Raw genomic sequence first — 14214 nt, 5'->3', positions numbered from 1 at the left:
TGCGTCAATCGATCAAGAGGTTTGCGTCAACCTGAAGATCGAAGCTGACGCGAACCTCTTGATCAATGCGAACAGGAGGTGGGCGGATGGGGTGCGTGGGGTGCGTGGGGTGGGTGGGGTGGGTGGGGTGGGTCAGTCTTCGGGGGTGTGGAGGTGGCGGCGGACGGAGAGGAGATCGATCTCGGGGCGGGCGGCGACCAGGCGCTCGCAGGAGTCGAGCACGTCGCGGACGTGGGTCGCCTCGGCGGCCACCACGGCCACCCCGATCTCGGCCCGCCCGTGCAGGTCGAGCGCGCCCACCTCGGCGGCCGACACCTCGAACCGGCGCAGCGCCGCCACGATGGGCCGGACGTAGGAGCGCTTCGCCTTGAGAGAGCGGGAGTCGCCCGGCAGGAGCAGGTCGAAGAGTGCGGTTCCGGTATACATCGCCACGGACGTTACGGAAGCGGCCCGGACATGCTCAAGGGGTTTACGCCGGGTGGCGTAAACCCCTTGAGCACTGTTGTCAGCCTCGGATCAGGCGCGCGGCTTCTCCCGCATCTCGAAGGTCTCGATGGTGTCGCCGACCTGGACGTTGTTGAAACCGCCCAGAGTCAGACCACACTCGAAGCCTTCGCGGACCTCCGTCGCGTCGTCCTTGAACCGCTTGAGCGAGCTGATCGTGAGGTTGTCCGCCACGACCGCCCCGTCCCGCAGCAGCCGCGCCTTGGCGTTGCGGCGGATGATGCCGGACCGGACGATGCAACCGGAGATGTTGCCGATCTTGGACGAGCGGAAGACGTCGCGGATCTCCGCGGTGCCCAGCTCGACCTCCTCGTACTCCGGCTTGAGCAGCCCCTTGAGCGCGGCGTCGATCTCCTCGATGGCCTGGTAGATGACGGTGTAGTACCGGATCTCCACGCCCTCGCGGTCGGCGATCTCGCGGACCTTGTTGGCGGCCCGCACGTTGAAGCCGATGATCGTGACCGCCTCGGACGAGGCGCTCGCGAGCATGACGTCGCTCTCGGTGATCGCACCCACGCCCCGGTGGATGATCCTGAGCTGGACCTCCTCGGGGATGTCGAGGTTGAACAGCGCGTCCTCGAGGGCCTCCACGGAACCGGAGACGTCGCCCTTGAGCACCAGGTTGAGCGAGGTCTTCTCGCCCTCCTTGAGCTGCTCCATGAGCGTTTCGAGGGTGGCCCGGCCGCGGGAGTTGGCGAAGGACGCCGCCCGCCGTCGTGCCTGCCGCTGCTCGGCGATCTGCCGCACCGTGCGGTCGTCCTCGGCGGCCAGGAAGGTGTCACCCGCACCCGGCACCGCGGTCAGACCGAGCACCAGGACCGGACGGGCCGGACCGGCCTCGGCGACCTGGTTGCCGTTCTCGTCGAGCATGGCGCGGACCCGGCCGTGCGCCCCACCGGCGACGATCGAGTCGCCCGCCCGCAGGGTGCCCTTCTGCACCAGCACCGTCGCCACCGCACCGCGGCCCTTGTCCAGGTGCGCCTCAATGGCCACACCCTGCGCCGGCCCGTCGATCGGAGCGGTCAGCTCCAGCGACGCGTCGGCGGTCAGCAGGACCGCCTCCAGCAGCTCGTCGATGCCGATGCCCGGCTTGGCCGCCACGTTGACGAACATGGTGTCGCCGCCGTACTCCTCGGCGACCAGGCCGTACTCGGTCAACTGCTGGCGGACCTTGTCGGGGTTCGCCTCCGGCTTGTCGACCTTGTTGACCGCGACCACGATCGGCACGTCGGCCGCCTTGGCGTGGTTGAGCGCCTCGATCGTCTGCGGCATGACGCCGTCGTCGGCCGCCACCACCAGCACCACGATGTCGGTGACCTGCGCACCACGGGCACGCATGGCGGTGAACGCCTCGTGACCCGGGGTGTCGATGAAGGTCACCGCGCGGTCCTCGCCCTCGTGCGGGACGTGGACCTGGTACGCGCCGATGTGCTGGGTGATGCCACCCGCCTCGCCGGCCACCACGTTCGCCTTGCGGATCGCGTCGAGCAGCTTGGTCTTACCGTGGTCGACGTGACCCATGACGGTCACCACCGGCGCACGGCTGACCAGGCGGTCCTCCGCGACCTCGGCGTCGAGGTCGATGTTGAACTGCGCGAGCAGCTCGCGGTCCTCGTCCTCCGGGCTGACGATCTGCACGTCGAAACCGAGGTGCTCACCGAGCAGCAGCAGGGTCTCGTCGGAGCAGGACTGGGTCGCGGTGACCATCTCGCCCAGGTTGAACATCTCCTGGACCAGCGAACCCGGGTTGGCGTTGATCTTGTCGGCGAAGTCCGACAGCGAGGCGCCACGGGAGAGCCTGACGACCTGACCCTGACCCCGGGGCGCGCCCGAGCTCATGGTCGGGGCCGACAGGTTGTCGAACTCCTGTCTGCGCTGCTTCTTGGACTTGCGACCACGGGTCGGCCGGCCACCCGGACGCCCGAAGGCACCCGCGGCGCCGCCGCCACGGCCACGACCGCCACCACCGGGACGACCACCGCCACCGGCCGGGGCACCCGGACGGAAACCACCGCCGGGAGCGCCACCGCCGCCACCGGGGCCACCACGGTAGCCACCGCCGCCGGCGCCACCGCCGCCACCGGGACCGCCACGGAAGCCACCACCGCCGCCACCACCGGGACGGAAGCCACCGCCACCGCCACCGGGACGACCGGCGCCGCCACCGGGGCCACCACGACCGCCACCGGGACCGCCGGGGCGACCGGTGGTGGGCCGCTGGCTCGGCATCGAGGCCGGGCTGGGCCGTGGCGGCATCGACGCCGGGCTCGGCCGCGGGGGCATGCCGGCCGGGCTCGGCCGGGGACCGCCGCCGCCGGCCGCCGGGGGCCGCTGCTGCTGGCCACCCTGGATGCCGAACGGGTTGTTACCGGCGCCGCGCGCCGGGGGACGACCACCGGGCCGGGCACCCGGGCCCGCCGGGGGACCACCGGGCCGACCGGCGGCCGGGGTGCCCGGACGCGGCGGTACGGCGTTCGGGCCGGGACGCGGACCCGGACGCGGGCCACCCTCGGTGGGCGGCTCCCGCCGGACGTTGTCCCGCTGCTGCTGCCGAGCGGCCTGGGCGGCCTTGACCGCCGCCTCCTGCTCGGCCTTCAACGCGGCGGCGCGCGCCTCGGCGGCGGCCACCTCGATGTCATGTGCGCTCGCCGGCTTGGCGACCGGGGTCACCGGCTGCGGCGGGCCGGGGACCGGGCCCTTGGGCTTCGGTCCAGGGGTCGGCGCGGCCGGCCGCCGGGGCGGCATCGGTCGGGCCGAGACCCGGGGGGCACCCGGGGTCGGGGGCGGCGTCGGGGTCGGTGCCGGGCTCGGGGCCGCCGCCGGAGCGGACGGTGCCGACGAACCACCGGCGGACGCGACGAATGCGCCACGCAGTCGCCGGGCGACGGGCGCCTCGACGGTGCTGGACGCGGACTTCACGAACTCGCCCATTTCCTTCAGCTTGGCGAGCACTGTCTTGCTTTCGACCCCGAGCTCCTTGGCAAGCTCGTGTACGCGGGCCTTACCTGCCACTGCACTCCTCACTCCGAGGTCGTGCGGGCAGCACCCGCAGCGACCTCACTCCTGCACTTGAAGCCTGGTCATTTCAGGGACTTCATCGTGTGCTCATGTCGGTCGTCCTACCTTGCTAGCGACCCTCGCCCGATCGGGTTGACCGGACGTAGTGGTTGGCGCATCGACGTGCTCCGCGACGGCACCGTGATCGGGGACCCCGGTGAGTCGCAGCGCCCGCCCGAAGGCGCGACGCCGCACCGCCAGCGCGAAGCAGGCCGGATCCGGGTGCATGTTCGCTCCCCGACCCGGCAGACTGCGGCTCGGATCAGGCCGGAGACTGTGACCATCCTCGTCACCGACCGCGACGATCCGCAGCAGTTCGCTGGCCGGCGCACGTTTCCGGCAACCCACACAGGTGCGCTCCGGATGCGCGCGTCGTACCACTGGAAGAAGTCTACCCCTAGCCGGCCGAGATCGCTCCGCCCGGCTCCGGGACGTGCTCGCCTCCACCCCGACCGCCGGCGCCCGGCTGCTCCGCGTCGGACCGGATGTCGATCCGCCAACCGGTCAATCGGGCGGCAAGCCGGGCATTCTGCCCCTCCCGCCCGATCGCCAGGGAGAGCTGGAAGTCCGGGACGGTCACCCGGGCCGTACGGGTGGCCAGGTCGACCACCTCGACCCGCAGCGCCTTGGCCGGCGAGAGCGCGTTGCCGACGAACGTCGCCGGGTCGTCCGACCAGTCGATGATGTCGATCTTCTCGCCGTGCAGCTCGCTCATCACCGCGCGGACCCGCTGGCCCATCGGCCCGATGCAGGCGCCCTTGGCGTTGACGCCCTGCACGGTGGACCGGACGGCGATCTTGGTGCGGTGACCTGCCTCACGGGCGATCGCCCCGATCTCCACGGTGCCGTCGGCGATCTCCGGCACCTCCAGCGCGAAGAGCTTCTTCACCAGCGCCGGGTGCGAGCGGGACAGGGTGATCTGCGGCCCGCGCATCCCCTTGGTCACGTGCACCACCACGCAGCGGATCCGCTCGCCGTGGGTGTACCGCTCGCCGGGCACCTGCTCGGACTGCGGCAGGACGCCCTCCAGCTTGCCCAGGTCGACGCTGACGATGCCCTTCTCGCTGCGCGCCTCGTGCGCCTGCACCACGCCGGTGACCAGGTCACCGTCGCGGCCGACGTACTCGCCGAAGTGCACCTCGTCGGTGGCCTCCCGCAGCCGCTGGAGGATCACCTGCTTGGCGGTCATCGCCGCGATCCGACCGAAGTCGTGCGGGGTGTCGTCCCACTCCCGCACCACGCTGCCGTCGTCGTCCAGCTCCTGGGCGTAGACCAGGGCGGCGCCGTTCTTACGGTCGATCTCCACCCGGGCGTGCGACTCGGCGCCGTCGGTGTGCCGGTAGGCGGTCAGCAACGCGGTCTCGATCGCCGCGAGGATCGTGTCGAACGGGATCTCCCGCTCGCGCTCCAGTGCGCGCAGCGCCGCGAGGTCGATGTTCACCTCTCCTCGTCCTCCACATCATCGTCGTCATCTTCGTCGGTGTCGTCGCCGACCTCGTCCGCCTCGTCGATCTCGTCGAGGCGGTGGAACTCGACCTGCACCCGGCCGGGGCCCAGCTCGGCGTAGCGGTGCTCCACCGGACCGGACTCGGTCTCCAGCACCACGCGCTCGTCGTCGGCCGTCGTCACCCGCCCGGTGACCTGCCGGTCCACGGCGGGCTCCCCGGCCCGTACGGTCACCTTCACCAGCCGGCCGGCGTTGCGCCGCCAGTGCCGGGGCAGGGTCAGCGGGCGGTCCACCCCCGGGGAGCTGACCTCCAACTGGTACTCCCCCGCCACGATGTCCCCGCCGGACTCCTCGGCCGCGTCCAGCGCCGCCGAGACCGCCCGCGAGACGACCGCGACCGCGTCCAGGTTGATCCCGCCGTCGGCGTCCACGATCACCCGGACCACGTGCCGGCGGCCGGCCCGGGAGACCGAGACGTCCTCCAGGTCGTAGCCCGCCCCGGCGACCACCGGCTCGATCACCGCGCGCAACCGGTCACGACGGGCGGCCAGGTCACCCCGGGATGCGCCGGCACGGTCGCCGCCCCGGGGACCGTCGGTGCGGCGGGAGCGTCCCGCCGGCGCCGTCGGCCTGGTGGCACGGCCACGCTGCGTCATCTGGGCACCCTTCTCCTGGTCGGCGGCGGTCGTCGGACCGGCACGCCGGGACGCCACCGGGGCGGCAGCACCGGTGGCTGCGCAGAGCGTAACGCGCCGTCGGTACGGCGGCCCCGGCGGCGCACCGACGGCGGTCGCCCGGCGGACGGCGGGCATGGTGTTGACTTGTCCGGTGGCCACGGGCAGAACAACGACGCACCACGACGCAACGGGGCAGTCCCGGCGTACCGTGCTGCGGGCCGGCGCGCTCCTGGCGGCCGGCGTCGCCGCCGTACCGCTGACCGGTTGCGGTCTTCTCGACCGCGACGACCCGGCCCCACCGCCCGACCCGCTGGAACCCCTCGCGGCGGAGGCCCGGTCGCTGGCCGACCGGCACCGGGCCGCGATCGCCGCCGATCCCGGGCTGGCCGACCGGCTCACCCCGATCGCCGACGCGCACGCCGCGCACGCCGAGGAGCTGCGTCGGGTGATCGGCCGTCCCGAACCCTCCGCCGCGGCCTCGCCCGGCCCGTCCACCGCCGGCGGTGACCGCGCCGCCGTGCTGGCCGCGCTGCGGACGGCCGAGCAGCGCGGCCGGGACAACGCGGCGAAGGCCTGTGCCGACGCGCCTGGCGACCGGGCCGCCCTGCTCGGCGCGATCACCGCCGCCCGCGCCACCCACCTGGAGGCGCTGAAGTGAGCCGTTCCACCGCCCCCGCCACCCCCGGCGACGCGCTCGCCGGGGCGTTGACAGCCGAATACGCCGCGATCTACGCCTACGGCCCGATCGGGGTGCACCTCACCGACGCCGACCGGCGGGCGGCCCGTGCCGCCGAGGCGGCCCACCGGTCCCGGCGCGACGCGCTCGTGCTCCAGCTCAGCGCGGCAGGGGGGACGGTGCCGGCCGACCAGGCCGGCTACGCGCTGCCGTTCCCGGTCACCGACCGGGCCGCCGCGCTGCGGCTGGCGGTGCAGGTGGAGGAGCGCACCGCGGCGTTCTGGCGGGTGGCGCTGCCGGTCACCACCGGCGCGGACCGCACCCGGGCGCTCAACGCGTTGACCGACTGCGCGGTGCGGGCCACCCGGTGGCGGCGCAGCGCGGGCCTGACCCCACTGACCGTCCCGTTCCCCGGCAGTCCCACCTGACCCACCGTCCGTACCCTGCGGTTGCGGTCCGCATACGGGGTATGCATACTCCGTCGCATGTCCATCCGTCACGGCCTGCTCGCCCTGCTCGAGCGCGGCCAGATGTACGGCTACCAGCTCCGGGCCGCGTTCGAGGAGTCGACCGGCTCGACCTGGCCGCTGAACATCGGTCAGGTCTACACCACCCTCAACCGGCTGGAACGCGACGGCCTGGTCCGTTCGCTGCCCGAGCACGAGGGCGGGCAGCGGCCGTACGAGATCACCGATGCCGGACGGGCGGACCTGGCGCTGTGGTTCGTCACCCCGATCAGCCGCAACGACCGCCCCCGCGACGAGCTGTCCATCAAGCTGGCCCTGGCGCTGACCACGCCCGGGGTGGACGTGCGGGCGGTGGTGCAGACCCAGCGTGGCGCGACCATGCGCACGTTGCAGGAGCTGACCCGGCTCAAGTACACCAGTGACCGGCCGGAGGACCTGCCCTGGCGACTGGTGCTGGACGCGATGATGTTCCAGGCCGAGGCGGAGATCCGCTGGCTCGACCACTGCGAGACCAGCCTGGTCCGGCACCGGCCGGCGGCCCCCACCGCACGCAGCGGGTCACCGCCGGAGGTGGTGGAGCGGGCCGACGAGGAGGCACACCGGTGACCGGCCCCGACGGCGCGGTGCTCGAACTGCGCGACGTCCACCGCACCCACGGGGGTGGGGAGGCCGCCGTGCACGCGCTGCGCGGGGTGAGCCTCACCGTACGACCGGGCGAGCTGGTGGCCGTGATGGGTCCCTCCGGTTCGGGCAAGTCGACCCTGCTCACCCTCGCCGGTGGGCTGGACCGGCCGACCGGCGGGGAGGTGCTGGTCGAGGGGGAGTCGCTCGGCACACTCGACGGGCGGCGGCTGGCCCGGCTGCGCCGTCGCCGGATCGGCTACGTCTTCCAGGATCTGAACCTGCTCGGCAGCCTCACCGCCGCGGAGAACGTGGCCCTCCCGCTGGAACTCGACGGGGTCGGCGTACGCCAGGCCCGGCGGGCGGCCCTGACGGCGCTGCAGGAGGTCGGCCTGGACGGGCTCGGCGGTCGCTTCCCCGACCAGATGTCCGGGGGCCAGCAGCAACGGGTGGCGATCGCCCGGGCGCTGGTCGGTGACCGGCGGCTGGTGCTCGCCGACGAGCCGACCGGGGCGCTGGACTCGCAGACCGGGGAGGCCGTACTGCACCTGCTGCGCCGCCGGGTCGACGCGGGCGCGGCCGGGGTGCTGGTGACCCACGAGGCCCGGCACGCCGGCTGGGCCGACCGGGTGGTGTTCCTCCGCGACGGCGTCATGGTCGACTCCACCGCGCCGCTGACCGGGGTCGAGCACCTGCTCTCCGGAATCGGCCGGTGAGCGCCCCGCCCCACCCCGATGGCCGGTCCGACCGCACAGCCCGGCTCGCCGGCACGGTCGGGTCCTGGCGGGCGGCCCTGCGGATCGCCCGGCGGGAGGCGCGGCGGGCGCGGGGGCGTACCGCGCTGGTGCTGACGATGATCGCGCTGCCGGTGCTGGTGCTGAGCTTCGTGGCGGTCACCTACGACATGGCCGACCTCACCCGGGAGGAGAGTTTCGTCCAGCGGGCCGGCGCCGCCGACGTCGAGCTGAGCTGGGTGGCGGAGAACCCGATCCACCAGGACTCCTGGGGGGACACGAACTGGCCCCGCACGGGTGACCAGGTGGTGACCCGGGACCGGCCGGTGGGCCAGGCGGAGATCGAGGCGCTGCTGCCGGCCGGCAGCAGCGCCAGCCGGGTCAGCTGGTGGGTGCCGTTCGAGGTGCGGATCGGCGACCGGACCAGGACCCTCGACGGGCGGGCGCTGGACCTGACCGACGCGGTGGCCCGCTCGACGGTGCGGCTGCGCTCCGGGCGGGTCCCCACCGCACCCGACGAGATCGCGGTGAGCGCGCAGGCCGCCGCCCGGATGGGCGTCCGGGTGGGCGGGTCGGTCGACGCGGCCGACGGCACCCGCCGGTGGCGGGTGGTCGGCGTGGTCGAGTTTCCCGACCAGCTCGGGGAGATCGTCGCCCTGACCCCGGCCGGGCTGCCCCGGGACGAGCGGAGCTACGACGAGAGCTGGCTGGTCGACCTCCCCGGCCCGGTGGATGCCGCGCTGGTGGACCGGCTCAACGCGCACGGCGTGCTGGTCAGCGCCCGGCATCCGGTGCCGGGTGCCCGCTCCCCCGACGGGTCGACGCTCTACCTGCCCGATCCGGTGCTGGCGAGCAACACGGTGCTGGTCGGCGGCCTCGGTCTGCTGGAGGTCGTCCTGCTGGTCGGCCCGGCCTTCGCGGTGGGGGTCCGGCGGCGGCGGCGGGACCTGGCGCTGGTCGCGGTGGCCGGCGGCGACCCGGTGCACCTGCGGCGGATCGTGCTCGCCGACGGGGTGGTCCTCGGTGGGCTCGGAGCGGCGTGCGGGCTGCTGCTCGGGGTCACCACCGCACTCGTCGGCCGGTCGGTGGTCGAGGAGCACGTGCTGGGGGCGCGCAGCGGGGGCTACCGGGTCTTCCCGGCGGCGCTCGCCGCGATCGCGGCGGTCGCGGTGCTGGCCGGGGTGCTGGCCGCGCTCGCACCGGCGCTGGCCGCCGCCCGGCAGGACGTGGTGGCCGGGTTGGCCGGTCGCCGGACCGCACCCCCGCACCGCCGCCGCTGGCTTCTCCTCGGGGTGGCGCTGACCGTGCTGGGCAGCGGGACCGCCGCCCTGGGTGCCGCGCGGGCCGACACCCCGATGATCCTCGCCGGGTTGGTCCTGGGCGAGCTGGGCCTGGTCTTCTGCACGCCCACGCTGATCGGTCTGCTGGCCCGGCTCGGTCCGCTGCTGCCGCCCGCGCCCCGGATCGCGCTGCGCGACGCCAGCCGCAACCGCTCGTCGGCCGCCCCGGCCATCTCCGCGGTGATGGCCGCCGTCGCCGGCAGCGTCGCCCTGGGCGTCTACGTGGCCAGCAACGACGCCCGCGAACGAGCCGACTGGCAACCGGGGATGCCGCCGGGTCGGGTGCTGCTGCTGCGTGCCGACCGGGACGGCACCGGACCGTTGCCCCCGTTGCCGCTGGTCACCGAGCGGGTCCGGGCCGAGCTGGGCACCGACGCGGTGCTGCCGGTGGCGGTGCCCGGCTGCACCGAGATGCGCGACCCGAGCGCCTACTGCACGGTCGCGCCGGTGCTGCCCGCCGGCCGGGCATGCCCGTACGACCCGGAGTCGTACCAGACGGCCGAGGCCCGCCGCGCGGCGCTGGACGACCCGCGCTGTGTTCCGCCGGTCCGGATCGTCAGCGGCTTCTACCTGCCCGCCATGGTCGACGACGGTACCGCCCTGGGGGTGCTCAGCGGTGCACCGGCGGCCGAGGTGGCGGCCGCCGCGGCCGTGCTGCGTGCCGGTGGCGTGGTGGTGAGCGACTCCCGCTACGTGGTCGACGGCCGGGTGACGGTCCGGGTCGACCGGTCGACCGGCGGTTCCCGGCCGCCGGTGGCGAACACCGTCACCCTTCCCGGTCACCTGCTGCGCGACGGGCTGCCGGTGGACCGGCTGGTGCTCTCCCCCGCCGCCGCCGCCCGGGCCGGCCTGCGCACGGAGCCTGCCGGTTTCGCCGTCGACACCCGGTCCGCGCCCAGCAACGCGCAGCTCGACCGGGTGGTCACCGCGCTGCGGCCGTTGCTGCCGGTGTCAGCGCAGATCGAGCGGGGTCCGCCCCGCTCGGAGCGGCGGCCGTTGCTGCTCCTGCTGGCGGCCGGTGCCGGGGTGATCACCCTGGGCGCGGCCGGGGTGGCCACCGGGCTCGCCGCGGCGGAGGGCCGCCGGGACCTCTCCACGCTCGCGGCGGTGGGGGCCAGTCCCCGGGTACGAAGGGTGCTCTCGCTCTGCCAGGCGGGGGTGATCGCCGTGGTGGGCTCGGCGCTCGGCATCGCGGCCGGGCTCGGCTCCGCCCTGATCATCCTGACCTCGACGAACCGCCAGTACGCGCAGAGCTGGCCGACCCAGACGCCGTACCCGATGGTGGTGCCCTGGCAGACCCTCGGCGTGCTGGTGGTGGTGCCGCTGGTGGCGATGCTCGGCGCCGGCCTGTTCACCAGGTCCCGCCTGACTGTCGAACGCCGGCTGGACTGAGCGGCCCGCCGGGAGCCGGTGGGTGCGGACACCGCGTCGACCAGGCAGACTGGCCGGGTGCCCGTACTCGGAACCCTCACCCGGCGGCTCGGTCACCACACGTGGTTCGGTGCCACCATGCGCCTGCTCGTCCCCGTCGACCGGGCGGTCGGACGGCTCACCCGGGGTCGGGTGGTCGCGCTGGGGCTGGTCCCCTCGCTGATCATCACGACCACCGGGCACCGTTCCGGCCTGCCGCGCAGCAACCCCCTGCTGTACGTACCGGACGGCGACGGGTTCGTGGTGATCGGCTCCAACTGGGGTCAGCGGCACCAGCCCGGTTGGGTGCTCAACCTGCTCGCCCGGCCGCAGGCGGAGGTGGCCGTCAAGGGTCGTCGGCTCGCCGTCCGCGCCGACCTGGCGACCGGGGCCGAGCGGGAACGGCTCTGGCAGTTGCTGGTCACCGAGTGGCCGGCGTACCGGACGTACGTGCAGCGGGCCGGCGGCCGGGAGATCCACATCTTCCGGCTGGCCCCGACCGGTGCCGACCTGCCGTGACCGTGCCGGAGCCGGCGGCCGGGGTGGACCTGGACGATCCGCGCTGGCAGGTCGCCGGGCGGGTGGCCGACGCGGCGCGGCGACGCTTCCCGGCGGACATCCTCGCGGTGGCCGTGCACGGTCCGCTGGCGCATGGCGACGACGACGGTGGCGGGGACGCCGAGGTCGACCTGCTGCTGGTCACCTACCGGGCGGGCGGCGGCCCGGCCCCGTCGACCCGGCGGGTGGACGGGGTGCTGGTGGCGCTGACCGTGGCCGACGCCGACGGCTACCTGCGGCGGGCCCGGACGCTGACCCCGGCCTGGCCGCTGACCGCCGACCGGTACGTCACCACCGTCGCGCTGTACGACCCGACCGGCTGGCTGCGCACCCTGCGCGACGAGCACCTGGGCCGGCTGGCCCGGGCCCGGCCGGCCGAGTTCAGCACCGCCGCCCGGGACGCCTGGTACCGGGGCTGGGCGGCGCACGCCCGCGCCGCCCGGCTCGCCGAGTGGTACGAGACCGACCAGGCGTTGGTCATGCTGGGTGAGGCGCGGCTGGCGGCGGCCACGGTCAGCGGCCTGCTCAGCCGCACCTACTTCCGGGACCCGGGCGACGCGGTGCGGCGTACCGGGCTGGCCGGCGCGGACATGACCGAGGTGGGCCGGGTGCTGACCGGGCAGGCCGAGGAGCTGGCCGCCCGGGGCCGACCGGTCGACGGCACGGTGGACGACCTGCTCACCGACTGAGCCCCGGCCCCGCCGGGCCGACCGCAGTGACCAGCCGGGCCGACCGTGACGGGCTAGCCGAGGCCGCCCTGCACCCCGATGAGCATCCCGATCAGGTAGGTCGCGCCGGCCGCCGCCGCGCCGAGCAGCAGCTGCCGCAGCCCACCGGCCCACCACGGACGGTGGGTGAACCGGGCCACGACCGCCCCGGCCGCGAAGAGCCCCACCCCGCCGATGGCGAGCGCCAGCGCCAGGCTGGTGGAGCCGAGCAGGTAGCTCAGCAGCGGGATCAGCGCGCCGACGGAGAAGCAGAGGAACGACGAGATCGCCGCCGCCCAGGGGCTGGGTTGTTCGTCGGGGTCGACGCCCAACTCCTCCCGGACGTGCACCCGCAGCGCCTCCTCCGGGTTGCGGCGTACCGCCTCGGCGACCTGGTCGGCCAGGTCGCGGGGCAGGCCCCGGGCCACCCAGGCGTCGGACAGCTCGCGGGCCTCGGCCTCCGGGTGGCGTTCCAGCTCGCGGCGTTCCTTGGCCACCTCGGCGGCGACCTGCTCGTTGGCCGACCGGACGCTGGTGTACTCGCCCAGCCCCATCGAGATGGCGCCGGCGACCAGGCCGGCGGTGCCGGTGAGCACGATGCTGTGCGCCGACACCCCGCCGCCGCCGACCCCGGCGATCAGGGCGATGTTGGTGACCAGACCGTCCATCGCGCCGAAGACGGCGGGCCGCAGCCAGCCGCCGGACACGTCCGCGTGGTGCGCCTCGCGCAGCGCCGCCGGGGTCTCGGTCACGGCAGGGTGAGGATCTCGAAGCCGTCGTCGGTGACGACGATGGTGTGCTCGAACTGGGCCGTCCACTTCCGGTCCTTGGTGACGACCGTCCAGCCGTCGTCCCACATGTCGTACTGGTAGGTGCCGAGGGTGATCATCGGCTCGACGGTGAAGGTCATGCCCGGTTCCATGATGTCGGTGGGCCGGGGGCTGTCGTAGTGCGGTACGTACAGGCCGCTGTGGAAGGCCTCGCCGATGCCGTGGCCGGTGAAGTCACGGACCACCCCGTAGCCGAACCGCTTGGCGTACGACTCGATGACCCGGCCGATCACGTTGATCTGCCGGCCGGGGCGGACCGCCCGGATACCGCGCATCATCGCCTCGTGGGTGCGCTCGACCAGCAGCCGGGCCTCCTCGCTCACCTCACCCACGCAGAAGGTGGCGTCGGTGTCGCCGTGCACCCCGTCGAGGTAGGCGGTGACGTCGACGTTGACGATGTCACCGTCGGCGAGCACCGTCGAGTCGGGGATGCCGTGGCAGATGACCTCGTTGATGCTGGTGCAGCAGGACTTGGGGAAGCCCCGGTAGCCCAGCGTCGACGGGTAGGCGCCGTGGTCGACGAGGAACTCGTGCACCACGCGGTCGATCTCGTCGGTGGTGACCCCGGGCTTGCAGTGTGCGCCCGCGAGCTGGGTGGCCTGCGCCGCCAACCGGCCGGCGACCCGCATCTTCTCGATGGTCTGCGGGGTCTGCACGTGCGAGCCGCGCCACTGCTGGGGTTGCTTGCGGCCCACGTACTCCGGGCGGGCGATGTGGTCGGGGACCGCTCGCCACGGGGAGAGTGTGCCGGGGGTGAGCGGGGCACGGACGGTCATGACGACAGCCTATCTCCGTAGGGCGCAGGGCCTCCCGCACGGCCCGGCGGTTGTTGCCGCCGCCACCGGGCTGTGCAATGGTGGCGGGGTGGATCTGGAGGGCGAACCGCCCGTGTTCTCCGCACGCGCGGAGAACACCGGGGACCACGTCCGCGTCACGGTGACCGGCGAGGTCGACATGGCCACCGCGGACACCATGGTCCAGACCACCCTCCGTGAGCCGGCCCGGCAGGTCACCCTGGATCTGCGCGCGGTCACCTTCTTCGACTCCGCCGCCATCCACGCGGTGGTCCAGCTCGCCCGGCGGTTCCCCGGCGCGCTGACCGTGTTCCCGTCCCGGCAGGTCAGCCGGGTGCTGGAGATCTCCGGCCTGGGCGACCAGGAGTGGCTGCGCCCGCTCTGACCCGGGG

The 14214-nt window shown here is 74.2% G+C and carries 15 protein-coding genes; 8 read left to right on the top strand and 7 right to left on the bottom strand.

Going from position 1 to position 14214, the window contains the following annotated elements:
* Positions 1–132: 132 nt before the first annotated feature.
* The 5 genes from ACN268_RS29280 to rimP form a co-directional block, all read right to left on the bottom strand.
* Complete coding sequence (locus ACN268_RS29280) at positions 133–426, bottom strand: DUF503 domain-containing protein (RefSeq protein ID WP_088647721.1); 294 nt, start codon at positions 424–426, stop codon at positions 133–135.
* Positions 427–516: 90 nt separating this feature from the next.
* A complete protein-coding gene (gene infB / locus ACN268_RS29275) occupies positions 517–3516 on the bottom strand; it encodes a translation initiation factor IF-2 (RefSeq protein WP_302741389.1) in 3000 nt (999 codons plus the stop codon).
* A gap of 93 nt (positions 3517–3609) precedes the next feature.
* Positions 3610–3942 (bottom strand): YlxR family protein, encoded by a 333-nt coding sequence (locus ACN268_RS29270; protein ID WP_088647723.1) that lies wholly within the window; start codon positions 3940–3942, stop codon positions 3610–3612.
* A gap of 16 nt (positions 3943–3958) precedes the next feature.
* Positions 3959–5002 (bottom strand): transcription termination factor NusA, encoded by a 1044-nt coding sequence (nusA, locus tag ACN268_RS29265; protein WP_204923884.1) that lies wholly within the window; start codon positions 5000–5002, stop codon positions 3959–3961.
* On the bottom strand, positions 4999–5664 hold the full coding sequence (rimP, locus tag ACN268_RS29260; protein WP_421486228.1) for a ribosome maturation factor RimP: 666 nt from the start codon (positions 5662–5664) through the stop codon (positions 4999–5001). The genes nusA and rimP overlap by 4 nt, the downstream gene beginning before the upstream one ends.
* 172 nt (positions 5665–5836) lie before the next feature.
* Between rimP and ACN268_RS29255 the strand changes: the two genes are divergently transcribed.
* The 7 genes from ACN268_RS29255 to ACN268_RS29225 are packed head-to-tail and all read left to right on the top strand — an operon-like array spanning position 5837 to position 12180.
* The gene (locus ACN268_RS29255; protein WP_421486227.1) at positions 5837–6343 is read left to right on the top strand and encodes a hypothetical protein; all 507 of its coding nucleotides are present in this window, start codon (positions 5837–5839) and stop codon (positions 6341–6343) included.
* Positions 6340–6789 carry a ferritin-like domain-containing protein gene (locus ACN268_RS29250; protein ID WP_421486225.1) on the top strand — a complete coding sequence of 150 codons (450 nt, stop codon included), beginning with the start codon at positions 6340–6342 and terminating at the stop codon, positions 6787–6789. Before ACN268_RS29255 ends, ACN268_RS29250 begins: the two co-directional genes overlap by 4 nt.
* A gap of 57 nt (positions 6790–6846) precedes the next feature.
* Positions 6847–7434, top strand: a complete 588-nt coding sequence (locus ACN268_RS29245; RefSeq protein ID WP_088645558.1) for a PadR family transcriptional regulator — start codon at positions 6847–6849, stop codon at positions 7432–7434.
* On the top strand, positions 7431–8165 hold the full coding sequence (locus ACN268_RS29240; protein ID WP_421486223.1) for an ABC transporter ATP-binding protein: 735 nt from the start codon (positions 7431–7433) through the stop codon (positions 8163–8165). The genes ACN268_RS29245 and ACN268_RS29240 overlap by 4 nt, the downstream gene beginning before the upstream one ends.
* Positions 8162–10915: an FtsX-like permease family protein gene (locus ACN268_RS29235; protein ID WP_421486222.1), complete on the top strand. Its 2754-nt coding sequence runs from the start codon at positions 8162–8164 to the stop codon at positions 10913–10915. Before ACN268_RS29240 ends, ACN268_RS29235 begins: the two co-directional genes overlap by 4 nt.
* Before the next feature lie 57 nt (positions 10916–10972).
* Complete coding sequence (locus ACN268_RS29230) at positions 10973–11452, top strand: nitroreductase family deazaflavin-dependent oxidoreductase (protein ID WP_357928434.1); 480 nt, start codon at positions 10973–10975, stop codon at positions 11450–11452.
* Positions 11449–12180 carry a nucleotidyltransferase domain-containing protein gene (locus ACN268_RS29225; RefSeq protein ID WP_421486221.1) on the top strand — a complete coding sequence of 244 codons (732 nt, stop codon included), beginning with the start codon at positions 11449–11451 and terminating at the stop codon, positions 12178–12180. Before ACN268_RS29230 ends, ACN268_RS29225 begins: the two co-directional genes overlap by 4 nt.
* A gap of 53 nt (positions 12181–12233) precedes the next feature.
* On the opposite strand, the gene ACN268_RS29220 is transcribed toward ACN268_RS29225, so the two are convergent.
* Together ACN268_RS29220 and map are read right to left on the bottom strand one after the other, a co-directional pair.
* Entirely contained in the window at positions 12234–12950 is a 717-nt protein-coding gene (locus ACN268_RS29220) for a VIT1/CCC1 transporter family protein (RefSeq protein WP_421486220.1), read from the bottom strand.
* The gene (gene map / locus ACN268_RS29215; protein WP_088645554.1) at positions 12947–13804 is read right to left on the bottom strand and encodes a type I methionyl aminopeptidase; all 858 of its coding nucleotides are present in this window, start codon (positions 13802–13804) and stop codon (positions 12947–12949) included. The genes ACN268_RS29220 and map overlap by 4 nt, the downstream gene beginning before the upstream one ends.
* Between map and ACN268_RS29210 the strand changes: the two genes are divergently transcribed.
* Entirely contained in the window at positions 13803–14207 is a 405-nt protein-coding gene (locus ACN268_RS29210) for an STAS domain-containing protein (protein ID WP_421486219.1), read from the top strand. The two genes, map and ACN268_RS29210, sit on opposite strands and share 2 nt — an antisense overlap.
* Positions 14208–14214: the final 7 nt, after the last annotated feature.

The organism is Micromonospora sp. WMMD735, from assembly GCF_049178995.1.
Lineage (GTDB): Bacteria > Actinomycetota > Actinomycetes > Mycobacteriales > Micromonosporaceae > Micromonospora > Micromonospora wenchangensis.
The sequence above is the reverse complement of the archived record's forward strand: the minus strand, read 5'-3'. Positions and strand labels throughout refer to the sequence as shown.